Raw genomic sequence first — 21,078 nt, 5'->3', positions numbered from 1 at the left:
TCCAACAGGCAACTCCTGTGGCCATACGGCTCGCCTGAACAGGGTTCGACTACCTGCGAAAACAATCAAGTTGACCAACCGATTCAGGCTGCAAGATCAACGCATTGATCACTCATCATTAACAGCTGCTAGCAAACAACTCTCCACGCACACCTCTGAAACGTGGCCGGCAGGCATCATCCAGCCAAGTGAGCAAAGGCTGAAAGCTGAATGATCTGTCTTGTCTGAAGGCACAAAACCATGTTTGATAACGATGTCTCACCCGGGAGCCCCCGCCGTGATCGGACAAATCAGGATTTACTGCCATCAGAACAAGGAGTTCCTGCTTGTTGAGGTTTCAAGCCGCGATGCCTTGCAACGCACCAAGGAACTCAAGGATCAGGGCTGGGACATCGAAGCTGAAATTCCAGTGTGAGAGCGCAGGAGACGCACCACCCCGAGAGTGGCTTCAAAACAGCGGAGATGAAAGTCAGCTTCGAAAGACCGATCCAAGAGCTGCAACGATCAGCTGGAGCGACCGGCGTCATCGTCATCGAATTTCTGGACCGCAGAATCGATCAACCCCTGGGTGTCGGTGTTGAGGGACGCCACGACAAAAAACACCAGTGACAGCAACCCAGCGGCGATTATCACGACGACGCTGAGATTACTCATCTCAAGATTGCCGTAACGGAAAGCGAAACAGGTCATCGTCGTCAGAACAGCACAGGCCCGATGAACTGGAGCCCATCCACCGCGCCATCAATGTAAGCGCGAACCGGAACACGACCACAACGCTCACGACGAGCGAAGCGGGGAGAAACATTGACACACTTGTACTACACCGCTAGAACAAATGTATCAGCAGAGGATCCATGGCTCCGAGCTCTCCCTATGCACCGTTCAAGGCTGAGGAGTGGATGCGTGCGTCCCTGATCACCCCCAGGAAGCGATGCCAAGCCATGGCTGGATCCAGGACCCCAGCACCCAGGAAACGAAACGGTTCCATGCCGACGAAAAAAGTCGGAACCGCGACCCGAGGGTGTTCGTGGATACAGGGCGACCTTTTCCAGACCAGGCACCTCTGCTGAGCACACGCGTATATCTGAGTCAGGGAACGGCTGAACGTCTCTGGGGTGAACTCCTGCGGGTTGGCTGGCGTCCCTGCAGGCCCCAGTGGTCAGCTGATGCTGAATTCTGAACAGGGAGTCGATTCCGGACGCCAGCGTCGTGTTCAGCCGAACTGGTAATGCTTGCGAACGGGTTGATGAACCTGCCAGGTGCATGACATTCCTGCCGGGAATTCAACAAGGTCGCCGGCACCGAATCGAACCGCCTCACCGTCTTCTGGAGTCACGGTGACATCCCCCTCCAGCAGCAGGCAGGTTTCCCGCTGGTCGTAATGCCAGGGGAAGGAGCTGATTTCACAGGCCCACACCGGCCAGTCGCGAACACCCAGGGCCAGGATCACACTTTCCGGGCAGTTGGCGGTCACACAGATCATCGCGGGGTCGATCGCGGCATCAGCAAACCATGATTACGCGGCACCGCCCCCGCGCATCAAGGCCCGGAGACTGATCACCTGATCGGCCAGCGATGATCACAACTGTGATCGAGTCTGTGCGAAAGCGGTCCATGATCGACTCCGGCGACTACGGCTATCCACCAAGCACCAGGAGGCAGGACTATGTGGTCGTTCTGCTGCAGCTGCTCTGGCGCATGCGCTTCGACCTGCTGTTGCTGCTGTTGGTCACAGTGTTCGTTCACAACGACTGGATCCCCCGCAGCTGGACCGCCGACGAGAGCGTGGTGAGGATCCTGGGAATCGCGGCATCGATTTTCCTCGCCTTTCGCAACACCCACGCAATCGGACGCTGGTGGGAAGCCCGAAAACTCTGGGGGATCGTGGTGAACGTGAGCCGAACCTGGGCCGACACGCTTCGCGCCCATCTCGACAGCAGCAGGCCGCCCGGACGTGAGGAACGCAAATTGCTGCGTCTTCAGGTGGCGATCGTCTGGCAGCTCAACTTTCAACTGCGCAACTTCTGGCAAAGAGATCTGAGACGGTTGCAGGATCAGCTTCTCCAGGATCTGAGGCTGCCCAGCTCCACCAACCTCCGCCAGCTTGGACAGCTGCGGGGGGTCTGGATCGGAGATCTACACCGCCAGGGATTGACCGATGGATTCGGACGTCTGCAGCTGATGCAGGTGGGAAACGCCTGCACGGATGCCATCGGCGGACTGGAGCGAATTCGCAACACACCACTTCCAGCGTCTTACGAGGTGTTCGTCAGACTTCTGAACTGGTTTTTCGTGCTGCTGCTGCTGATGTATTTCCACGACCTGGGGCCTGAATCACAGAGTCGTTTTGGCAGTCTTGTAATCGTGCTGCTTTTCCTGATGGCTGAACGGATCGGTGCCTATGTGGAAGGTCCTTTCGACGCAGATTGCAGCAGCTTTTCCATTCCTCTGGACAGCATCTGCCTCACAATCAGTCGAGACCTGCTTCATCAGGCGACAGATCACGTTCAACATCTGAAATCGGACGATCCCGTGCGCTGGACCTGATCAACACCGACCAGTCATGCAGGCAACGGTTAAGCATTACCCAGGTATTGATTACTGAACTCCCAGGCCACTGAACAGCGATACTGGTAATTCAGACCGGCGATGCCAATCCTTTTGCAGGATGCATCCGTGATTGCCGCTCCTTCCGGCACTTTCGAAAGAAGCTTGTTCAGGGTCACCTCTCTGTTACGACCGCTGCCTGAAATAGATAAGTCAGTGGCAAAAGCACCAGCTCCAAGCCCGAACAGCAACAAGCTCAGCAGAACTGCACTCAGGATTTTCATTGCCGACCGAACCGCTTCTCAAGCACTAGCCACGACACCAATCAGTGGCCAAATGCATGACACATAAGGATCTGCTTTGAATTCCGATGATGCCAACCGGCGGATTCAACGTTGGCGGCTTTGTCTTCATGGGTTCGCATGACTTGGCTCAGCGAAACATAACCAGGAAGACCTCATAGGATGGATGGATGCCCGTATTGTTGATCAACATGTCCTCCATTCTGGTTCAGATCACCATCCCTTTTGTCCTTGCTCTGTTCCATTTCGTTGGACCTGTGCCATCCGACCTGGGTGCTGATGGAGGAAACCTGAGTCCCTGCCCGGGACCCGAGCACTGCGCCAGCAACCTGTGGCAGGTTGCAGATTCATCCTCAGCACTGAAACAGCTTGCCGAGGTGATCGAGACCACTCCCCGCACCGAGATTGTCGACCAGAGCAGCAACTATCTTCACGCCACCTACAGCAGCAGAATCTTTGGTTTCGTTGATGACGTTGAACTCCACGCACGCGACGAAGTCACTCTTGAGGCACGATCAATCTCGCGCCTCGGAGAGTCGGACCTAGGGGTGAATGCACTTCGGCTGGAGAGCCTCGCCGAAACGATCGAAACACTGGACACCTAAACGGATGGACATACCTGTCCAATCAACAACAGTGATTACAGCTGTGTGTCGGGCGAGTCGCAGAGGTGTTGACTGAAAAATCCCCCAGCAGTGCCGATTCAGATGCGCTGTCACTTCTTTCGAAGCGACGGCGGCGGTGCGCTCATTGACAGAACCAATTACCGCCTTGAATCCATCCAGCATTCGCAGATTCATTTTCACTCTGATCACCGGGTATCTGGCGATTTTCGGAGTTCAGAAACTGCCCTATGAGTTTGAGAATCAGTGGCTTGTACTGATTCCAGTTCTGATTGTGGTTTATATCATCACTGTCTGGATGGATGGACTTTTTTTCAAGGATGTTGCTGTGGACGCAACAGCTGAACCCGGAGCCAAGAAAGTTAAGAAGCAGGCAGCGAGCAAGGGCTTTGGCCGATGAAAAGCCAAAGCTCAGAGCGAAACACTGAGCAGCGGCGCCCGAGCAATCAACGGAGCAGCCGGTTTGGTGTCCACGCACACGACCACATTTCTGCGTTGACGAGAAAGTTCGCATGTTCCCCTGCCATGGGTGGCACGACGAGAAACCGAGAGGCAGAGCTGGCACTCCGCCTCTTTTTCATGGGCGGCAGACATAAACAGTCAGAGTTTTCCCCTCATCGGTACTGCGGGTTCCAACCCGATGACAGTGAGCAGCGGCGGGTGGAATTCTCGAACCCACGTGAATGGTGTAATCGGCTCTGACGCCGCTTGCCGTGACAGCGACAAAGGCCGCCAGAAAAAACAGAACCGTGATCAGCAGGGATCAAGGGATCAAAGAGCCGAATTCTGAACACTCCCTGATCGTTCAGCGTATGACGCTGCTGGTCGCATCACCCCGACAGCGTTCTGAAAAAGCCCCCGGTCTCGCCTCCGAGGGCTGATCCAGCACTCTGCACTTCCTCACCATGACTGTTCAGAACGCTGACCCCCTCCCCCGAACAGGGGATCTTGCCCGGAGATGATCAGAAGCTTTTCTGAAGCCACTTGACCACCAACCACCGAATGCATTAGTACAAACGTACTGGCGCTTCAGGGTATGGACGAATGGGAGTACGTCGACGAAGAAGAGCTTCAGAACTGGAAAGGAGCACGGATCTGCCTCACGTGCCAGCACTTCACCTACGGAGTGGACGCTCACTGCCGAACGATGGTGGCCTGCAAGCTCAGACAGCAGCTGCTCCAGCAGGGGGACCACCTGACCAAGCGATGCCGGCACTGGTGTCCCACCTGGCAGGACCAGGCCGGATGGTGTCCGGAGTTCGGCTGACCATCACTGGTGGATCACCATGCTCCGACTCCTGGAGACTCAGCGTCTGCAGGTGGAATGGCGTCTACGCGATGGCCAACCGCAGGTGATACAACAACAAAAACCCCCTGAGCGACCTTGGTCAGCCTTGAACTCCATCCAGGCAGGCGTCTTCAGCTCATTGGCAGACATAAACGGATCGATGAGCCACAGCCAGTGGTCTGGTCTGCGAGACGATCTGGGTCAGACGTCGACGCAGGGCCACGCAGTCGTCGCACTGGCAGGGCTCGTCATCGTGAACACTGGCATGAACCCGGACAGGCTTGAATCTGCTGTTCATGGGAAACGACCTTTTCTCTGTTGTGACGCGCTCTGCGGATTCCGGCCAGCAGTTATCACAATCCTGTGACTGTTTTGCATGAACAAACGGTGCACACCGTTTCATGCAATGGAAGTCACCGCTCAGGCAGCGATCAACTCGGCCAGATCGAGACCACTCTGCAGAGCACCTTCCGCCATGCCGAAGCCAGGCCCTTCGATCCAGTCTCCACAGAAACCCACCTGGGTCTGTCTGCACCATTGCAGTGCATTCGGCAGTCCCGCTTCCAGTGGTTGAGCGGCACCCCAGCGCATCACTCCAAGCGAATGAACACTGGACAACTGCCTCTGCAGGGTTGGCCAGGGCTTCAGCAGATCCGGCAACACAGTCAGCAATCGCTGCTCCTGAACGTTCAGCAGCTGCGGTTGTGATTCAGGTGTGATCAACGCACCATCATCAAGACCGTGCATCACCAGGCCGAGATGTCCCTGCTGCTGCCGCTGAAGCACAAGGCGCTCCACTCCGGATTGCTCTTGAGCGCGAGGCGTCAGCCAGATCTGCCGAGGCAGTGGAGCAGGATCCACCGCCGGAAACTCCAGCATCAGATTCCAGCGGATGCTGGCATTGAGACCGGCAATCCAGTCGAGCGCTTCATCGAGAACAGAATCATGTCCCGCGGGGACGGCCTCACGCAAAGGCACATCACTCCAGCCGAGCATCGCCAGTGAACGCGGGTGAGCGAGGAGCGTTCCGCTCAACACCAGTCGAGCGGAACGAAGTCCACCTGGAAACACCCAGCTCTCATCCACTCTTGAGAGCCCCTGAATCCTCTCTCCGAAACAGGTATCCACAGCATCCCCACCATTGCGAAGCAACGTCTCAGCCACCGACGCCATGGTGGGGATTCCGCGCCAGCGCGGCCCCCGCAGCAGAGGGTGGTCAGGAGGGGCAACGACTTCACCATGGTGATCAAGACCCACAACGGGATCGAGGTCAACTCGAACAACGCCGCGTTGTTCGAGCGAAGTCATCAACCTGCGAAGCTCCCCGCACGGCTCGGCATGAAAGCTCAGGACTGGAGAGCCGTGATCCAGACGCCAGAGCAAATCATCACGCCGCCGCCGAGTCGCACATCGTCCGCCGGGTCCTCGGCCGGCTTCCAGAAGCTGAATGGTTCCTCTCCAGCCCCTGTTGTTCAGAGCCGCCACCAACGCGCAACCGGAAAGACCGGCACCGATCACAACAAGATCAACATCCTTGCCAGGCATCGAGATTGATGAAGAGGTTGTGATTCTGAATGAGCCGACAAAAAAGACGGGTGGCGGCCCGTCTCGACTCTCCTCAAGCACTGTCCGGAGCTGAGCCCCGAACTCGCTTGTTATCGCGCAGGCAGGGCCTTTACGCCTTAGGAATCGATACTCAAAATCACCTGATCAGGGAATGATTGATAATTTTAAAAGGTCTGCCCAGATCTCAGTGAAAATCCTTCTCAACGAGAGCTTTAACGAATGGCGGAAGATCATCAAGCACTCAGAATGGGAACACTGAATTCTGATTTGCTGCGGGCATAAACCAACCGCCATTTCCATGGCAACGTTTCTTGCCATTGACCCGGAATCGAACACCAACAACCTTCTCGGAGTGTGCACTTCAGAGAGCGAGTGCCTCGAATTAATCGAAAATTCCACTGATTCATTACTGATTTTCATCAGTGGGCGTCTGGACGACGAATCCGGCATCAGCCTGGTGAACGCCATTCATGACCAAAGCCTGACTGCATCAGTTGAAGATCACATCACCGTACTGACGCTCAACACGGTCAACCCTTTGCCACTCAGAGATGCACTGAATTCGAACGCAAACATCATTCTGACCCATCGCGGATTTGAAAATTCCACGATTCATCATGTTCTCCACGCTGTGAATCAAAGAATCAATTATGTAGATCCCTTGATCCGCCACATTCTTGATCCAAGCCACTTTAAAAAGAGCGATCTTTTATCAGAGAGAGAGCTTGATGTTCTCGAATTGATTTGCGACGGCATGACCAATCACGAAATCGGGCACAAATTACACATTGCTGACGTCACGGCTCGACAACACGTGCAGGCTGTCATCCGAAAGCTCCACGCAAAAACAGAACCGACAGCGCCGTCAAGGCCATCAGGGAAGAGTTAGTCGAATAGACAAAATCAGATCTCAAGGATTTGCGTCACAGCAAAGTCAATGACGGAAAATAATTATTTCAAGAACTCTGAACACCCAGTGATCTGAACATTAAAAGCTGAATGCGAAGACTTCACCTCCGAAACACTCAGTGAATTCATGCCGCACACCAACTCTCCCGAAAGTCAGGAACCGGCTTCCAGCGAGAGAGCCGAGGTCATTCTTCGCTCTTCACTGGCCAGAAAATCACACCACATGCCAACCAGAAAACTGAGTGTTGACAAGGCACGAACCTGTTCCTTAGAACCTGGTCTGGTGTATTTGAAATCCATGAACATCTGATCGGCGACAGATTGCTGCTCTTTGCAACGTGAATCAATCGACATCAGTCAACCTCTCTCCTGTTTGGACGGAAGTCAGGTCAGCTGGCTGAGCAACAAACACAAACTTTTGTAAACAATCATAACTCGTCCGTGACGTTCAGTGGGTTGGTGGGCTGGGCTCGTCTACTCGCAGCTGAAGTATCAGAGGTGAGGGCTGCGGCATGGCTCCATGGCTAGGTTCCACTTCAGCTTTAGACAGATATGACGCGCACAGTTGCCGTTAGCGGTGCCTCAGGAAAGACGGGCTTCCGCGTTGCTGAGGAAGTTCTGGCTGCAGGGGATCAGGCCAGGCTGCTGCTTCGCCCTGAGTCCAGGATTCCAGCATCGCTGGAAAGCTGTGAACAACATCGACTGAGCTTGATGGATGCGAATGCCCTGGATGATTGCTTGCGCGGTGTGGATGCTCTGGTGATCGCGACAGGAGCCCGGCCATCAGTTGATCTGACGGGGCCGATGAAAGTCGACGCATGGGGAGTTGAGCGCCAGATCGAAAGTTGCCAACGTGTTGGCGTGAGGCGAGTGGTGCTTGTGAGTTCCCTCTGTGCAGGGCGTTGGAAACACCCTCTCAACCTTTTTGGCCTAATCCTGGTGTGGAAGCGTGTTGGTGAACGGAATCTGGAAAACAGCGGGCTCGACTGGACAGTGATCAGACCTGGCGGCCTGAACGAGCGAGAAGATGACCTGGAAGGGGAAGGGGTGCTCTGGACCGGCGCTGACAGGCAGGAGAGCGATTCCATCCCGCGCCGTCTGGTCGCGCGCTGCTGCCTCGAAGCACTGAACACCCCTGATTCCATCGGCAGGATTCTGGAAGTCACCAGCTCACAGCAGCAGCCCGTGGTGAGCCTGCAGGAAGCGCTCGCCAGCTGCTGAAGTCACCGATCGAGACCTGTTTCGATGCTCAGATGTCAGACCGCCAAGCATGATCACGGTCAATGTCTTGAACAGATGAGTGGCCTGGAAACCGACTGAAGCCTGGACCAGCAGCACTCCCCGCTCGGGACGTCGTCATTTCCGCCTGGTTCTGCAAGGCGGCCGTGGCGATGGGCGCTGGGTGGAGCTGGCTTCGTTGCTGGAACCCCAGATGCGACTCAGGCAGAGCTGGAAGCAGCTTCAGGACAAAAGCCAGTGGCAGAGCGGCTGGCAACCGATCCCTGCTGAAGACTCAGACGGAATCTGACCCAAGGGGTCTGGTGGCGATCACTGCAAAAAACGGATCCCCCTTCGCACCCACCCAACCGAGCGGACCGGATTGCTGCGTCTGCTCAGCAATCAGTTCAGGCTTGGGCCACCCCTGAGCCATCATCACCTCCGCCACATAGCGAAGGTGATCGCCATCAGCGCCATCAGTCCAGATCTGAGGTGCCTTGGTGAAAAACATGCGATTACTGAAAGCACAGATGACCTGGCCTTTGGGTCGGGTGATGCGCAGCAGGTCAGCGGCCACAGCCTCCGGTTGCTGCAGATACTGCCATCCAGCAACAATCAACGTGCAGTCGACACTGGCATCATCCAGCGGTAACCGCTGATCACGGTTCAGGTTCTGCACCCAGTGACGGTCAAGACGCGGATTGGCCTGCAGCTCCTGTTCGTTGAGCCCGTGACCGATCACCTGCTCGTAGCGCTGATCGTCCGGCAGGTGACTCACCCAGCTGCTCATCAGATCCAACACCACGGCACAGCTGGGAATGCGTTCGCGGTAGAGCTGAGTCAGCCTCCGGCGGAACGCGTCGTCAAGATGCTGAACAAAGCGGGGATCGCTGTAGAACAGCGCATCATCACTGTCATCGAGCTTGAAGCGCTCGTTGTCGTTCAAGACCTTCACGACCACGGTGAATACCTCGTGTCCAACGTCACCGGAACCTAAAGAAACCATCAACGAAGCGCGTCCTTCACCGGGGAGCCGTGGCTAGTCCAGGGAAGACGTTCACCAACAGATGTAATGGCTCCACACCATGAACACAAGGTCTCCAGTAACGGTCAATCCGCCGTGGCGGAACCGGAACAAATCACCGATTCGAATCTGCGCACCGTCCGGAAGCAATTCGTGGAGGCCATTGATCCACTGCAGAAACAACTGGACGCCACACTGCATGAGCTTGATGAAACCCTTAGGCCGCGCCTTCAGCAACCAGTCAAGGACAAGCCATTGATTGCTGTGGCCGCCGCCGCCGCCGGAGGAGTTCTGCTCGGGGGACTCACGGTGCTGGCACTCCTGGCCGGTGGCCGCACACACACCGATTGATCCGGGAGCTCCGCGATCACTGCAGCAGGAAGCTCTCCGATATTCAGAGAGACAGGCACTCAAGCAGCTGCTTCTGAGCCCTCTGCCCGGTGATCGCGTGGGCGGCCATCGCACCGCTTGCAGCAACCGGAGGAATGCCGATGCCGGGGAAAGTGCTGGCACCGCACTGAAGCAATCCCTTCAGGGGTGTCTGCACACCGGGAAACAATCCTTTGGCAGCCGACAGCGCAGGGCCGTAACTGCCCTGGTGCACCGACAAAAAATGACGATGGGTGAGGGGTGTGCCCTCCATCACGATCCGGCAGCGGCTGCGAATGTCAGGGATGCGCTGCTCGAGAACGTTCCAGAACACCTGGCAGCGTCGCTCACGCTGCTGCTCATAGGCCTCAGTTGATCGTTCCAGGTCACTCCATTGGGCCCAGGGTTCGTTGGCCGGCGTGTAGGCATGCAGAACGTGCTGGCCTGCAGGAGCCATCGAAGCATCAAGTACCGACGGAATCGAAACCACCACGGCATTGCGTTCCGCATCGATTCCCCGTTCCCAGTTTCCGACCCAGACCGTGTGAATGGGCAGATCCTCGAGGCCACGGGCGTCGAATCCCAGATGCAGATGCAGAAAGGAGCCGCAGGCCGGTGTATCCAGACGTTGTCGGCGCCAGGAGGGAGATGTCGATTCCGGCAACAGCTTCGCGGTGCTCCAGGTATCGGCATTGCTCACAACATGCTCTGCAGCAAGCTGCTCGCCGTTGACAAGCTCGACACCGACAGCCCGATCACCATCCAGCAGGATCCGCGTCACGCGTGCTCCAAGGCGCAGGCTGCCGCCGTGTTTCTCAAGTCCGCGCACCAGAGCCTGAACAACGGCGGCACTCCCGCCCTTGGGGAAATCAAGGCAGGCATCAGGTTCAAACCATTCGCCGAACAACGTCGCCATGGCGGCGGCATTGGTATCGGCCATGGGCATTCCACTGATCAGAAAGCACAGCAGATCAACCCAGTGGCGAAGGAAGGGATCCTGAAGGTGACGGTCAACCATCGGCCCGAAGGCCCCGCTCAGGTGGCGCAATGCCGGCAGGTGGGGCAGCAGGCGACCGCTGCGGCGTAACAGGGGTCCAAGACCATCAAGTCCCCCCGGCGGCAGCGCGAGCAGCGGCAGGGCATCTGCGGCGGCAGCGATCGGCTGCAGGACCTCCGCAAAGCTGCGCCACTCCTCCACCGCCGCTGGCCCACGCAGCTCGGCAACAACCTTTTCAAAGCCATCGGCACCGACACCGATGCGCAGATGGCCTTCAGGGAACAGCACATCCCAGTCCCGGTAGGGGATCACCTCCACAGGCTCGTCAAGCGCCTTGAGGATCTGTGCCAGCGGATTACTGCTGGGCCAGCGTCCAAGACCGCTCCAGAGGGAGGGACCGGACTCGAACTGGTAGCCCTGTCGCTCGAATCCATGGGCAGCTCCGCCGGCCTGGCCGTGGGCCTCAAGAACCATGACTTCATGACCCGCCCTCGCACACAGAGCCGCGCAGCAGAGCCCGCCGATGCCGCTGCCGATCACGATCACCTCACACTTGGTGGTCATGGTGTGATCTGCCTGGCGACTGGTCAGTTCATAGCGGGTCAGAGCTGCATTCCGTCACATGAACATCGGCTGTCATCAACGCGTGCCGACGGGATCAGCAGCAAACTGCTTCAGTGAATCAAGAGATCGTCTCCGGCAGTGATCGCTCTTCCACTGATTCTGCTGGGCCTGGCCTGGCTGCAGGAACTGCTCGATCAACTGGTTTTCGCTGGTCGCTGGAACCTTGCAATGGGGCCTGGAAGTCCCTGGTGGACATTGCTGACAGCACCATTCAGTCACGCTGGATTCGGACATCTGCTGGCGAACAGCCTGGCCTTCCTGCCCCTGAGCTACCTCGTGCTGGCCCGAAGCAGAGAGGCCTATCTGGGCGTCTGGATCACCGTGATCCTGATGGAGATTCCGGTCTGGCTGCTCTGGCCGATCGGTGCCCACGGATTGTCAGGTGTGGTGTATGGCCTGCTGGGCTATCTGGTGCTGATCGGCTTTCTGGAACGCCGACCGCTTCCGGTTCTGCTCAGCATCGCTGCTCTGGTCCTCTACGGGAGTGCTCTGCCCGGCCTGCTGCCCTGGGCCTCACCCGCAGGCGTGAGCTGGATCGGACATGCCTCCGGTTTTGTGGCGGGACTGCTGACCGCGCTGGCGATTCATCAGGCACCCACTCAGTCGGGAAACTGATTACTGTCGGAGCCCTCGTCATCGACCTGGGAGTTGAACAGGAAGCGACTGGACAACCGCACCGCGAGAACGGAGGCAGCAGCTCCGTAGCCGGCGAATGTGGCGGCCTGACCGAAACTTCCTTCCTGATAGAGATCGGCATGGAGAAGCAGCCAATCCACGATCGAAGAGGCGGTGCCCCAGATCACAACCCAGACAGAAACGTAAATCACTCCCCTGGAGGTGTTGTTCAAGACTTGAGAACGAGCAATCACGTAACGCTAAGCGAACTTCAATCGCGTCTCAGCCAGGGATCAGCTCCCGCGAACCAGTCACCCAGGTCATCAGTCTCAGGCCTGTGATGTTGCTGATCCGGCTCGACGCTGCCCAGATCGAGATCACTGAGAAGGCTGTCAAGCGCACCGGGATGGCGCCCTGCAAGTTGTTGTCTGCGGGCGCGTCGCAGCCATGAGTAGACAGTGCGATCGCGATCGGCGAATTTCTGGAGATAAACGCGGTCTGACAGGCTGACGCTTGCACCTTCAGCCACTCGCCTGAGGATGGACTGCAGTTTCAGACGGGTGCTGGTGGTGAGCATGTTTCGATCACTCCGCGCTGATGACGTTGTCGCCTGTCATAGCGACAACAATCCCGACGATCAAACCGCTGGGCACCAAAAGACAAGACAACCGTCAATGGCTACAACCATGTCAGTGATGACAGGAAAGAGGATCTTCAATGAGTGAACAGGAACAGCAAAGGCCTGTTGTGATCCAGCAGGGGGGAAACGGCATTGGCCTGGTTCTTGCTGCTTTGATCGTGGGGGGAGCCATCGTCTATGCAGTGAATATCTGGTCCAACACCCAGGAGCAGAAGCTGAAGGTTCCCGCAGAAGCGATCCAGAAAGGCGTTGAATCAGTCAAGGAAGCGATCAAACCCGGGTCTTGAACTTCGCGGGACCAACACTTCAGGATTGGACGTGACTGCACCACTCCACTGAAAAAACTCATTGAAAAAACTCACTGAAAACCATCAAAAAACACATAAAAAGCTTCGTGGCCATCGTTCTGTCAATCACAACGCTGGTCGCGGGCTGCTCTGCCTCGGATCGTTTCGAAGAGAAAACATTCACCAGCAATGGCCCCTACCAACAAGGAACGATCGGGATTGACAGATCAAAACTTCAGACGGTTGTGACATGGTGCAGCCCAACTCTCCTGCAAATGGCTGTTTATGACGATGTCGCTGAGACCTACCCGATGCAGTACAAGCCCTTGGAGGGGAAAGATCATCCGCTTCAGGTCTCTGTGACGGTCTTCCCTCAAGAGCTGCCCTTCAACTATGCAGCGGACTACAGCAAACCAACGCATGTCACCAGTGTCTGCAGCCCCGCGAGCATCCAGACTTCTCTGAGTACTGAGACTGCCGGTTCAGCCGATCTCAATAATGAACTTGGCAGTGCATTTGAAGTGAACAGCGAAAAACTTGTGGCTGCGACCGTGGATTGCACTGCGCGTAAAGCCGGTTATTCAGAAATCGACAACTTTCGCGGTCCAGAGTATGGAAACAGCGGCGGCGTTGTTCTGATCCCAGCAGGCGAAGCTTCCGAAGTGACCGGGGAATGCAGGGATGATATGTTCTCTGTGCAGATCAATCCAATTAAGTCGTAATCGATCAAAGTTGAAGATCAAAAATATGATCAATTCAGAACAGATCAAAGAGAAGCTGGTCTCGGTCAACGGCACTCAAAAGACTTAAGTACTTTGTCGAGAACGATGATGTTTCTCATATGTTGAACTTCAGTGAGCCCGTTCACTCTCATGAACTCGGCAAGTCGATCCGGAAAGTCAATGATTTCACGCCCGGTTTCAACAAACTGGCGAAATGCCGTGAGCAGCTCATCCTTGTTATCGGCTCGCTGAACTGCACAGCAGCACCAATTGACTGCGGCATGCTCCTGCAGCTGATGCTCCCGGACCTGATGCCTTAAGTTTTTGATCACAGCTTTTGTTCGTCTTGCATAAAACGCCCACGCGAGACCGAGACATACCAAAGCGATGGTCTGCAACATGCTCTAAAGGCCACTGAAACAAGACTAATCAGACAGGAACAGAGCGTCAAAAAGACAATTGATTCAGCGGTGACAGCAAGGCAATGTCATGAAAACATCAGCACAAACTGAATGAAGATATTGCATTATCAAACATTCATAATTAAAGTATTATCACTTCTGATCAGCAACGAAGCATGAAGTATTTAATACTGCTAGTCCTTCTGTTTGTCATCGCAATTCTGGGAGCGTATCTGAACAGCCAAACAGAAACCCCCACAGAGAATCAAGACAACGTCAAAACCATCATTGAACTGCAGGTCACAACCTGAAGGCAGACATGCCTCAGATCATCAAGCATGCAAATCCTGAGATCCATGAAGCAGGTTTTCCAGAAGATACAGCTGCACAGATGAGAGCGTTGATCCAGGTTGTTCTATTCAGAAGAATCACCCTCAAGCACCAGTGACTTTTGATCCGGCTTTTGCTCTTCCGCTGACTCCTGAAAGACGATATCGATTTCAGCAACCCAGGCGACAATCGCAATCAAACCGACAGCGGTGCCAATCAGTAAAGCGATACGTCGACTTGACATGCAACCAGCAGAATCAGCTCTCAGCTTAAGGAACCAGGTCAAACCACATAATCAAGACAAAGCCGACCGCAACCGAGGATAAGCCTGTGGACAGCAATGAAAGCACCAGTGAATCACTCAACTCATGCCGCACTTGAAAGTCGAAAGCAGGTGACACGTGAACTCCCCCATAAACCTGACACCTGAATAACGCCGATAACACCAGCCAACCTGAGCTAAGACTGAGAGATGAATGAATGAATGAATGAATGCTTGATCTCAGCCGTCGACAGAAACGATCAAGACATTGGTTGAATGCAAAGAAACAGACACCTGGCAAGACATTTCGCAAATCATCCGCAAGCACGTCAATCGATCATCTCACCTGATTCGATGCCTTGAATTAACGCTTCGGCTACTCTTCCAAGGCGTGTTTTTTGTTGCATGGATCTTGTTATCGCTCTGGGAGTGCCACTTTTACTGTTCCTCGGGCTGACGGTTGTTTTCATCGCTGATGGCGTTCCAAACTGGGTTTACGCCATCAACAGCAGATACAGTCGAAAATTCTGGCTTTATGGAGTGATTGGCTTGAGCACTGTTTCAATACTGATTGCTTTTCTTCGGCGATAAAAACCAGCTCAAATCAATCCGTCTTCAAAGAAAGAGCTCCCTCCCATACTGGGGCAACTTTTCACAATGACTCCTGCAAAGCAATTGCCAACCTTCCAGGACCACAACACAAGAGAGCCGCTGAAACATCCTCAACCGCAATACAAAGACCTCAATGATCTTTGTTCAGTTCTTATACCTCGCACAAAAGTCCTCAATCTGTTCGGCAGACTCTTCAACTTTCATCCCTGGGCCGGTATCTGCAATTCCCAGCCGATCCATCGCTTCTCTGTGACCCAACTCCCCTGAACTGTACCGAACACACGTCCGCCTGTTTTGTCGATCTTCCCACCCACAGGAGATCATCAGCATTATGAAAGGCACAACGAGCAAAGGCCTGATTGACTTCATAAGCAGCGAGTTCTAACTCCAACAGTAGGAGACAAAAAGCAGGCCAGCAGGCAAAGAGCAAAACAGATCAACAGTCCTGCCCGGAAAAACAGATAAAAACATCTTCAGAAAGACACCGACAGGGCCAGTAAGTGAAGCAATTGGCTCAAACAGCTGTTCGATTCCGACGACGATCAAGCCGTGTATTGCTCACCTGAAGTGTGCGATTGAGGTGAGGTTTGATCTCGAGAATGACTCAACCTCCCTCCATCGATTGTTGATGACTGTGCTGGCGGAAAAGATCACTGGCCTCATCACTATCACCACCCTCAGCTTTGTCTTCAGCATCGGGCTGAGTGATGTCGTCCTGACACCCCTTCTGCTCAAGCTCCTGCTGCAGCTCTTCCCTGCGCACCACCCGTGCATAGGCATCACCTGAATCAGAGCTGATCCGGCGCTTTTCGGAGCCCATGAAACCTCAGTTCGACCGCCCGCCAATCTCTCATCCCATCAACGGCGCTGCAATCATGACTTTCGATCATGAGCAGTGATGAAGAAGAGCGAAAGGGCGAGAGTGGTCCTCGACCGGCTGAACGAGCACTATCCCGAAACACCGGTTCCCCTGGATCACAGTGATGCGTTCACGCTTCTGATTGCCGTGCTGCTCAGTGCCCAGTGCACTGACAAAAAAGTGAATGAGGTGACTCCGGCACTGTTCTCCGCTGGACCCACACCTGCTGCCATGGCAGCGCTCGATGAAACAGAGATCCACAGCCACATCCGTCAGCTGGGACTGGCGAAAACCAAAGCGCGCAATGTGCACAAACTCGCCCACATCCTTGTGAATGTCCACAGCGGAGAGGTGCCCAGGAGTTTCGAAGAGCTTGAGGCGCTACCGGGAGTCGGTCACAAAACCGCCAGCGTTGTGATGGCCCAGGCTTTCGGAGTCCCCGCTTTCCCAGTGGACACCCACATTCACCGGTTAGCTCAGCGCTGGGGGCTGAGCAAGGGCGACAACGTCGTGCAGACCGAGGCTGATCTCAAGGCTCTCTTTCCCAAGGAGCACTGGAACCGGCTGCATCTTCAGATCATTTTCTACGGACGCGAGCACTGCACCGCACGCGGATGCGATGGCACGATCTGCAAGCTGTGCCGAGAGCTCTATCCAAAACGCCGCAAGCCGGTGATCTGGCGTAAACCCTGATGCAGCCTCAACACATCACTCCACCGATTGCACTCACCATTGCCGGAAGCGATTCCGGAGGAGGTGCCGGAATCCAGGCTGATCTGCGGGCCTTCATGGCCTTCAGGGTTCATGGCTGCAGCGCTCTCTCCTGCGTCACCGCACAGAACACATGTGGAGTCCTTCGTGTTGACCCCATACCGCCCGAAGGCCTGGAAGCTCAGCTTCGGGCCGTCCGCAACGACCTTGCTGTCGATGCACTCAAAACCGGAATGCTTCTGAACAGGGGGCTTATCCAGACAACAGCTGAACTGCTGAGGAACTGGTCCATTCCCAAGGTGATCGACCCGGTCATGGTGAGCCGCACGGGTGCTGTGCTGCTTGAGGATGACGCGATCGAGGCGCTGCGGGATGACCTGCTGCCGCTTGCGACCCTGCTGACCCCGAATCGCCATGAGGCCCGCCTGCTCAGCGGTATCGAACTGAGCAACGACCATGAGACCGAAAAAGCCGCTGCCTTGATTCATGCCCAGGGCCCTGAAGCGGTTTTGATCAAAAGCGGTAGTGATCGATCGCTGGGAGGCAGGGATCTTTTCTTCAACGGACAGCCCCACTGGCTTGAGGGAACGTGGGTGAACACTCCTCACACACACGGCACAGGCTGCACTCTTTCAGCAGCCATCACAGCAGGGCTGGCTCTCGGTCAGCAGCTGGACCCGGCGATCGCCGCAGCGCGCACTTACGTCAATCGAGGCCTGAGGCAGGCTCTGGCCATCGGACAGGGGCAGGGGCCCATCTGCCACTGGGTATCAGACGAAAAAACTTTTGAAAGCCACTGAGAACAAAAGTCAATGTGCTGTTACATTGCTCAACATCCGCAACGGCACCATGAATCAGCAACAAGCCAGTGACAAGTGGTTCCAGGATTCCGCAGCCCGTGCCATCCATGAGCAACAGCTTGAGCAGGTGGAACGCTTCAACGGACGTGCAGCCATGCTGGGAATCGTGATCGGTGTGCTGACGGAAGCCATCACCGGTCAGGGAATCGTGCATCAGATCGGACTCGGCCCGCTCGTGGATGGGTATGTCGCCTGCAGCGCCAAATATCTTCCTTTCTGCTTCTGACCTCATCGAAGCCCTACGGACCTCAGTACGTCTGCAGGGCTCACTCCTAGGTTGAAGTCAGTCGAACCAGAGGAATGGCTCGCAAGCGGCGCAAACTGAGCAAGGAGATGGAGGCTGAGATCAAGGCGGCCGAGAAAAAGGTTGAATTTGTCTCGGCGATGATCAGAGACATCCGTGAGGAAGACGTTCAGAACGAGTACGCAGAAGCCTTTGCACAGGTCCATGCCGCGTGCACTCATCTGGCTGCGCTTTACGTCACCGATGGCGTGACCGAAGAGAGCGAGGGGACGCTGGCGCTTTACAAAGGCCTCCTGGCTCGGTTTGAGGAGGAATACGAGCTCTGATTCCAACCTCAGGGATCTCGTGGCGCCCATGGCCGAGCCGCAGGAAGCCGGTACAACCGGTGCATCGAGTTCCTTCACGCCATGGCCGATCAGGGCAAAACCACCCCAGAAAGCTCGGATCCCCGCTGGTTCATCCTGATCATGGCCAGCCGCTGGCCGCTGGCTGTGGTCATCGCGGCATGGGCCGTCGCTGTGGCGGCCATTCAGATTCTTCGCCAACCGATTCCGATTGGCTTGCCACTCAATCAGCCATTCCCCGTCCGGCTCGTGGGAGGCATCACCGTTGACCGACTCTCAGCCCCTGTGAGCGTGAAGGGCGATGAACCGCTTCGGATCGAAGCTGACCAAGCATTGCCCGTCAGTGGTGAAGTGGGTGTTCCAAAAGGTGTGGCCGTGACCCAACCGGTCAAGGTTGAGGGTGGTGTGGCTGTTGAGGGTGATGTCGCCGTCAAGGGTGGTGTGGCCGTTGATGGGCCTGTCACGGTGGGAGAAGTCACCGCTCCTGTCAGCGTGAATGGTTCCGACGGAGACCCGGTGATGGTGGGCACTTCCGACGGAGAACTGCTGAATGTGGCAGGGGAAGTGAAAGTGAATTCCGTTGGAGGCAGGATCAACGTGCAGCTGCGCGATGCCGCCAAATCCGTTCTGCCGCTCCCCTGACGCCATGACCAAGCCTTTGGACCATGCGCTGAAATCTCTCAATCTGGCGGTGGTGGGACATCAGGAATGGGTCACCTTTCTTGAGGTCGACGCCCTGCCCAGGCCCGGCCGGATCGGCAGAGCATTCCGCGAGCTGGAGGAACCTGCCGGGGCAGGCGCTGTGATCGCAGTTCAACTGGCACGCCTGACAGGCCGGAAAGTCCTGTTTTTCACTGCGCTGGGACGCGATACGATCGGCCAGCGGAGCGAACGTCGCCTCAGGGAACTGGGGGTTGAACCTGTGGTGGCCTGGCGCGACCAGGCCAGTCGCCGCGGAATCAGCCTGATGGACCCCAGCGGTGACCGTGCGATCACTGTGATCGGGGAACGGTTGATGCCGACAGCCGAAGACAAGCTCGGCTGGGACAGACTTGCAGAATGCGATGGCGTCTTTGTGACAGCCACCGATCGCGAGGGCCTGCGGCAGGCGCGCCGGGCACGGGTTCTTGGAGCGACTCCAAGGCTGGGGCTGGCGGTGTTGCAACAGGCATCGGTGACGCTGGACGCTCTGATCGGCAGCGGCCTGGACCCAGGCGAGCAGGTTCCAGAAAACTGCCTTGATCCGGCACCTGTCATTCGCATCGCCACGGAGGGAGCGGCCGGAGGTGTGCTGATTCCAGGCGGACGCTTTGAGGCTGTGCCCTTGCCGGGAGCGATGGTGGAGTCCTATGGCTGTGGCGACAGCTTTGCCGCTGGTGTCACCGCAGGACTGAGCGCAGGTTGGACCATCGGTGAGGCCGTCAGGCTGGGAGCGCGCTGCGGTGCAGCCTGTGCGACACGCTTCGGGCCATACGGCGATGGCTGATCAGATCACTGTCAGAAAGCATCAAAAAGGGCCATGCCGACCCCGCTCTTAGGCGCTTGGTCAGCTGCCCCTATTGCAACGTCATGATCACATTGAGCAGAGACCAGAAATCATTCAAATGTGATCCGGCAGCGGTAGCGATAGCTCCTGCCTGTTCCAACTCTGACGCAGGATGACTCCTTGATCGTTGCGCCCCGCGGCACTTTCGACAGGAGATTGTTCAATGTGACCTCCTCACTGGTGTGCCCCAGCCTGGTCAGGGTTCTGGGCTCTGCCAGAACCATGGGAGCCAGGGGGAGAATCCCCATGAGAAGGTTGATGAAGAGGGTCTTCAGAACAATGTCAGACATGATCAATGATCAAACCCCATGCCCCTGGTTTTAAGCATCAGGTCGAGCAACAACAACAGATGAAATTTGAATTCACAAAAAAAGAATTCGGCGAATTGATTGCCGCAGCCAAAGAAGCAGGAATTCGCTGGAAGAAAGCCAGAACATTGTGGAAAGTGGGTCATCATGCATACACCAGGCACAATGAACAAGAGCTGAGAGAAAACATCGAGCGCTTCAAACAGACTGAAAAAATGTTGATTGATCGCTACAAGACCGTCACTGGTGATGAATGGCCTGGCTGAATCCGGCAACTGCGATGGTCTGAATCAACTGAGCAGTGATGGGGCCAGAGCTCTGGCGCGCAATAACCAGTCCTTCACACATACGGAAGAAGCTGAAGTGGCCTTTCCGGCTTCGACGTCGCGATAGAGATCGGCAATCTTCCATGCGCTGGTGCGTGGATCATCAGCCGAGCGTGGGATCAGATGCAGATGCAGATGCCGGGCTCCCTCACCAAAGGCAATGACATAGACCCGTTCGCAGCCTGTCACCGCAAGGACCAGCTGGGAGGCGCGTTGCACAACCACGCCCCAGTCCTGCGCTTCCTCAGGTAAAAAGCTGATCGGTCCTCCGATGTGTCGCAGGGAGTCGAGCAGACACCAACCGGGCAGTGGAGCAGGACTGGGATGGTGTCGCAACAACCAGAGATCACTGCGCCAGACCTCATGGGCCTTCAACTCATCCCGATCGCAATGCAGAGCACAGATCGGGCAGGAGGCTTCCTCTGACGGAGAAACCATGACTTCTTGGGAACGACCTGAGCTCACTCTGTCTGCGTCCCAGAAAAGGAGGGGGTTTTCAAGTGCAATGCGCTCTATAAATCAGGAAAGCAGAAGGGCTCGCCTT

The 21,078-nt window shown here is 56.0% G+C and carries 37 protein-coding genes; 22 read left to right on the top strand and 15 right to left on the bottom strand.

The features are described 5' to 3' along the window. Nucleotides 1-277 precede the first annotated feature (277 nt). Complete coding sequence (locus SIB83_RS12940; protein WP_413746051.1) at nt 278-415, top strand: hypothetical protein; 138 nt, start codon at nt 278-280, stop codon at nt 413-415. An 89-nt stretch (nt 416-504) separates the two neighbouring features. On the opposite strand, the gene SIB83_RS12935 is transcribed toward SIB83_RS12940, so the two are convergent. Then, nucleotides 505-690 carry a hypothetical protein gene (locus SIB83_RS12935; protein ID WP_413746050.1) on the bottom strand — a complete coding sequence of 62 codons (186 nt, stop codon included), beginning with the start codon at nt 688-690 and terminating at the stop codon, nt 505-507. A gap of 205 nt (nt 691-895) precedes the next feature. Between SIB83_RS12935 and SIB83_RS12930 the strand changes: the two genes are divergently transcribed. Continuing rightward, complete coding sequence (locus tag SIB83_RS12930; RefSeq protein ID WP_413746049.1) at nt 896-1,180, top strand: DUF1651 domain-containing protein; 285 nt, start codon at nt 896-898, stop codon at nt 1,178-1,180. 33 nt (nt 1,181-1,213) lie between these two features. On the opposite strand, the gene SIB83_RS12925 is transcribed toward SIB83_RS12930, so the two are convergent. Continuing rightward, complete coding sequence (locus SIB83_RS12925; RefSeq protein WP_413401767.1) at nt 1,214-1,483, bottom strand: cupin domain-containing protein; 270 nt, start codon at nt 1,481-1,483, stop codon at nt 1,214-1,216. Between the two features lie 92 nt (nt 1,484-1,575). Here SIB83_RS12925 and SIB83_RS12920 point away from each other — a divergent pair, with 92 nt between their 5' ends. Next, the gene (locus SIB83_RS12920) at nt 1,576-2,547 is read left to right on the top strand and encodes a bestrophin family ion channel (RefSeq protein WP_413401765.1); all 972 of its coding nucleotides are present in this window, start codon (nt 1,576-1,578) and stop codon (nt 2,545-2,547) included. Nucleotides 2,548-2,576: 29 nt separating this feature from the next. On the opposite strand, the gene SIB83_RS12915 is transcribed toward SIB83_RS12920, so the two are convergent. Next, nucleotides 2,577-2,831: a hypothetical protein gene (locus SIB83_RS12915; protein WP_413746048.1), complete on the bottom strand. Its 255-nt coding sequence runs from the start codon at nt 2,829-2,831 to the stop codon at nt 2,577-2,579. A gap of 209 nt (nt 2,832-3,040) precedes the next feature. Between SIB83_RS12915 and SIB83_RS12910 the strand changes: the two genes are divergently transcribed. After that, nucleotides 3,041-3,454, top strand: coding sequence for a DUF1499 domain-containing protein (locus SIB83_RS12910; RefSeq protein ID WP_413746047.1), 414 nt, complete (start codon nt 3,041-3,043; stop codon nt 3,452-3,454). 166 nt (nt 3,455-3,620) lie between these two features. Beyond that, on the top strand, nt 3,621-3,872 hold the full coding sequence (locus tag SIB83_RS12905) for a hypothetical protein (protein ID WP_413746046.1): 252 nt from the start codon (nt 3,621-3,623) through the stop codon (nt 3,870-3,872). Between the two features lie 11 nt (nt 3,873-3,883). On the opposite strand, the gene SIB83_RS12900 is transcribed toward SIB83_RS12905, so the two are convergent. After that, a complete protein-coding gene (locus tag SIB83_RS12900; protein ID WP_413746045.1) occupies nt 3,884-4,066 on the bottom strand; it encodes a hypothetical protein in 183 nt (60 codons plus the stop codon). Nucleotides 4,067-4,185: 119 nt separating this feature from the next. Here SIB83_RS12900 and SIB83_RS12895 point away from each other — a divergent pair, with 119 nt between their 5' ends. Further along, nucleotides 4,186-4,353, top strand: a complete 168-nt coding sequence (locus tag SIB83_RS12895) for a hypothetical protein (RefSeq protein WP_413746044.1) — start codon at nt 4,186-4,188, stop codon at nt 4,351-4,353. 155 nt (nt 4,354-4,508) lie between these two features. Then, on the top strand, nt 4,509-4,739 hold the full coding sequence (locus SIB83_RS12890; protein ID WP_413401756.1) for a hypothetical protein: 231 nt from the start codon (nt 4,509-4,511) through the stop codon (nt 4,737-4,739). Between the two features lie 157 nt (nt 4,740-4,896). On the opposite strand, the gene SIB83_RS12885 is transcribed toward SIB83_RS12890, so the two are convergent. Further along, complete coding sequence (locus SIB83_RS12885) at nt 4,897-5,058, bottom strand: hypothetical protein (RefSeq protein ID WP_413401755.1); 162 nt, start codon at nt 5,056-5,058, stop codon at nt 4,897-4,899. 122 nt (nt 5,059-5,180) lie between these two features. Next, the gene (locus SIB83_RS12880; protein ID WP_413746043.1) at nt 5,181-6,305 is read right to left on the bottom strand and encodes an NAD(P)-binding protein; all 1,125 of its coding nucleotides are present in this window, start codon (nt 6,303-6,305) and stop codon (nt 5,181-5,183) included. 319 nt (nt 6,306-6,624) lie between these two features. Here SIB83_RS12880 and SIB83_RS12875 point away from each other — a divergent pair, with 319 nt between their 5' ends. Next, entirely contained in the window at nt 6,625-7,215 is a 591-nt protein-coding gene (locus tag SIB83_RS12875) for a response regulator transcription factor (protein WP_413746042.1), read from the top strand. Between the two features lie 173 nt (nt 7,216-7,388). Here SIB83_RS12875 and SIB83_RS12870 read toward each other — a convergent pair whose 3' ends face one another. Next, the gene (locus SIB83_RS12870) at nt 7,389-7,589 is read right to left on the bottom strand and encodes a hypothetical protein (RefSeq protein WP_413746041.1); all 201 of its coding nucleotides are present in this window, start codon (nt 7,587-7,589) and stop codon (nt 7,389-7,391) included. A 198-nt stretch (nt 7,590-7,787) separates the two neighbouring features. On the opposite strand from SIB83_RS12870, the gene SIB83_RS12865 reads away from it, so the two are divergent. Beyond that, entirely contained in the window at nt 7,788-8,456 is a 669-nt protein-coding gene (locus tag SIB83_RS12865) for an SDR family oxidoreductase (protein ID WP_413746040.1), read from the top strand. 79 nt (nt 8,457-8,535) lie between these two features. Further along, nucleotides 8,536-8,763, top strand: coding sequence for a TIGR02450 family Trp-rich protein (locus SIB83_RS12860; RefSeq protein WP_413401747.1), 228 nt, complete (start codon nt 8,536-8,538; stop codon nt 8,761-8,763). Here the strand turns inward: SIB83_RS12860 and SIB83_RS12855 are convergent. Further along, a complete protein-coding gene (locus tag SIB83_RS12855) occupies nt 8,749-9,414 on the bottom strand; it encodes a methyltransferase domain-containing protein (RefSeq protein WP_413746039.1) in 666 nt (221 codons plus the stop codon). The genes SIB83_RS12860 and SIB83_RS12855 overlap by 15 nt on opposite strands. Before the next feature lie 111 nt (nt 9,415-9,525). Here SIB83_RS12855 and SIB83_RS12850 point away from each other — a divergent pair, with 111 nt between their 5' ends. Continuing rightward, complete coding sequence (locus SIB83_RS12850; RefSeq protein ID WP_413439774.1) at nt 9,526-9,828, top strand: hypothetical protein; 303 nt, start codon at nt 9,526-9,528, stop codon at nt 9,826-9,828. Nucleotides 9,829-9,871: 43 nt separating this feature from the next. Here the strand turns inward: SIB83_RS12850 and SIB83_RS12845 are convergent, their stop codons facing one another. Beyond that, nucleotides 9,872-11,407 (bottom strand): phytoene desaturase family protein, encoded by a 1,536-nt coding sequence (locus SIB83_RS12845; protein WP_413746038.1) that lies wholly within the window; start codon nt 11,405-11,407, stop codon nt 9,872-9,874. A gap of 138 nt (nt 11,408-11,545) precedes the next feature. Here SIB83_RS12845 and SIB83_RS12840 point away from each other — a divergent pair, with 138 nt between their 5' ends. Beyond that, nucleotides 11,546-12,082, top strand: a complete 537-nt coding sequence (locus SIB83_RS12840) for a rhomboid family intramembrane serine protease (RefSeq protein ID WP_413746037.1) — start codon at nt 11,546-11,548, stop codon at nt 12,080-12,082. Here SIB83_RS12840 and SIB83_RS12835 read toward each other — a convergent pair. Beyond that, nucleotides 12,067-12,315 (bottom strand): hypothetical protein, encoded by a 249-nt coding sequence (locus SIB83_RS12835; RefSeq protein ID WP_413401739.1) that lies wholly within the window; start codon nt 12,313-12,315, stop codon nt 12,067-12,069. The genes SIB83_RS12840 and SIB83_RS12835 overlap by 16 nt on opposite strands. Nucleotides 12,316-12,353: 38 nt before the next feature. Beyond that, a complete protein-coding gene (locus tag SIB83_RS12830; protein ID WP_413401737.1) occupies nt 12,354-12,659 on the bottom strand; it encodes a hypothetical protein in 306 nt (101 codons plus the stop codon). A 140-nt stretch (nt 12,660-12,799) separates the two neighbouring features. On the opposite strand from SIB83_RS12830, the gene SIB83_RS12825 reads away from it, so the two are divergent. Together SIB83_RS12825 and SIB83_RS12820 are read left to right on the top strand one after the other, a co-directional pair. Continuing rightward, nucleotides 12,800-13,009: a hypothetical protein gene (locus SIB83_RS12825; RefSeq protein ID WP_413401736.1), complete on the top strand. Its 210-nt coding sequence runs from the start codon at nt 12,800-12,802 to the stop codon at nt 13,007-13,009. A gap of 311 nt (nt 13,010-13,320) precedes the next feature. Then, nucleotides 13,321-13,731 (top strand): hypothetical protein, encoded by a 411-nt coding sequence (locus tag SIB83_RS12820; RefSeq protein ID WP_413746036.1) that lies wholly within the window; start codon nt 13,321-13,323, stop codon nt 13,729-13,731. Between the two features lie 65 nt (nt 13,732-13,796). Here SIB83_RS12820 and SIB83_RS12815 read toward each other — a convergent pair whose 3' ends face one another. Next, nucleotides 13,797-14,132 (bottom strand): hypothetical protein, encoded by a 336-nt coding sequence (locus SIB83_RS12815; protein WP_413746035.1) that lies wholly within the window; start codon nt 14,130-14,132, stop codon nt 13,797-13,799. Between the two features lie 319 nt (nt 14,133-14,451). Between SIB83_RS12815 and SIB83_RS12810 the strand changes: the two genes are divergently transcribed. Next, nucleotides 14,452-14,580, top strand: a complete 129-nt coding sequence (locus SIB83_RS12810; protein ID WP_413746034.1) for a hypothetical protein — start codon at nt 14,452-14,454, stop codon at nt 14,578-14,580. A 1,360-nt stretch (nt 14,581-15,940) separates the two neighbouring features. Here the strand turns inward: SIB83_RS12810 and SIB83_RS12805 are convergent. Then, nucleotides 15,941-16,156 carry a hypothetical protein gene (locus SIB83_RS12805; RefSeq protein ID WP_413401728.1) on the bottom strand — a complete coding sequence of 72 codons (216 nt, stop codon included), beginning with the start codon at nt 16,154-16,156 and terminating at the stop codon, nt 15,941-15,943. 78 nt (nt 16,157-16,234) lie between these two features. On the opposite strand from SIB83_RS12805, the gene nth reads away from it, so the two are divergent. The 6 genes from nth to SIB83_RS12775 all read left to right on the top strand — a co-directional run bounded on the left by nth (nt 16,235) and on the right by SIB83_RS12775 (nt 19,840). Further along, nucleotides 16,235-16,888, top strand: a complete 654-nt coding sequence (gene nth, locus SIB83_RS12800; protein WP_413746033.1) for an endonuclease III — start codon at nt 16,235-16,237, stop codon at nt 16,886-16,888. After that, complete coding sequence (gene thiD / locus SIB83_RS12795; protein WP_413746032.1) at nt 16,888-17,706, top strand: bifunctional hydroxymethylpyrimidine kinase/phosphomethylpyrimidine kinase; 819 nt, start codon at nt 16,888-16,890, stop codon at nt 17,704-17,706. Before nth ends, thiD begins: the two co-directional genes overlap by 1 nt. Before the next feature lie 49 nt (nt 17,707-17,755). Beyond that, complete coding sequence (locus SIB83_RS12790) at nt 17,756-17,992, top strand: high light inducible protein (protein ID WP_413401723.1); 237 nt, start codon at nt 17,756-17,758, stop codon at nt 17,990-17,992. A 74-nt stretch (nt 17,993-18,066) separates the two neighbouring features. Further along, nucleotides 18,067-18,336, top strand: a complete 270-nt coding sequence (locus tag SIB83_RS12785; RefSeq protein ID WP_413746031.1) for a hypothetical protein — start codon at nt 18,067-18,069, stop codon at nt 18,334-18,336. An 81-nt stretch (nt 18,337-18,417) separates the two neighbouring features. After that, entirely contained in the window at nt 18,418-18,996 is a 579-nt protein-coding gene (locus SIB83_RS12780; RefSeq protein WP_413746030.1) for a hypothetical protein, read from the top strand. A gap of 4 nt (nt 18,997-19,000) precedes the next feature. Continuing rightward, on the top strand, nt 19,001-19,840 hold the full coding sequence (locus SIB83_RS12775; RefSeq protein ID WP_413746029.1) for a PfkB family carbohydrate kinase: 840 nt from the start codon (nt 19,001-19,003) through the stop codon (nt 19,838-19,840). A 110-nt stretch (nt 19,841-19,950) separates the two neighbouring features. On the opposite strand, the gene SIB83_RS12770 is transcribed toward SIB83_RS12775, so the two are convergent. Further along, nucleotides 19,951-20,190, bottom strand: a complete 240-nt coding sequence (locus SIB83_RS12770; protein ID WP_413746028.1) for a hypothetical protein — start codon at nt 20,188-20,190, stop codon at nt 19,951-19,953. Nucleotides 20,191-20,195: 5 nt separating this feature from the next. On the opposite strand from SIB83_RS12770, the gene SIB83_RS12765 reads away from it, so the two are divergent. Then, nucleotides 20,196-20,474, top strand: coding sequence for a hypothetical protein (locus SIB83_RS12765; RefSeq protein ID WP_413401714.1), 279 nt, complete (start codon nt 20,196-20,198; stop codon nt 20,472-20,474). Between the two features lie 24 nt (nt 20,475-20,498). Here the strand turns inward: SIB83_RS12765 and SIB83_RS12760 are convergent, their stop codons facing one another. Next, the gene (locus tag SIB83_RS12760) at nt 20,499-20,972 is read right to left on the bottom strand and encodes an HIT family protein (RefSeq protein WP_413746027.1); all 474 of its coding nucleotides are present in this window, start codon (nt 20,970-20,972) and stop codon (nt 20,499-20,501) included. Nucleotides 20,973-21,078 lie beyond the last annotated feature (106 nt).

Source organism: Synechococcus sp. MIT S9507 (assembly GCF_047304715.1).
In the GTDB taxonomy this organism is placed as follows: Bacteria; Cyanobacteriota; Cyanobacteriia; order PCC-6307; family Cyanobiaceae; genus Synechococcus_C.
Note: the sequence above shows the minus strand (reverse complement) of the source record. Positions and strands in the feature narration are given on the sequence as shown.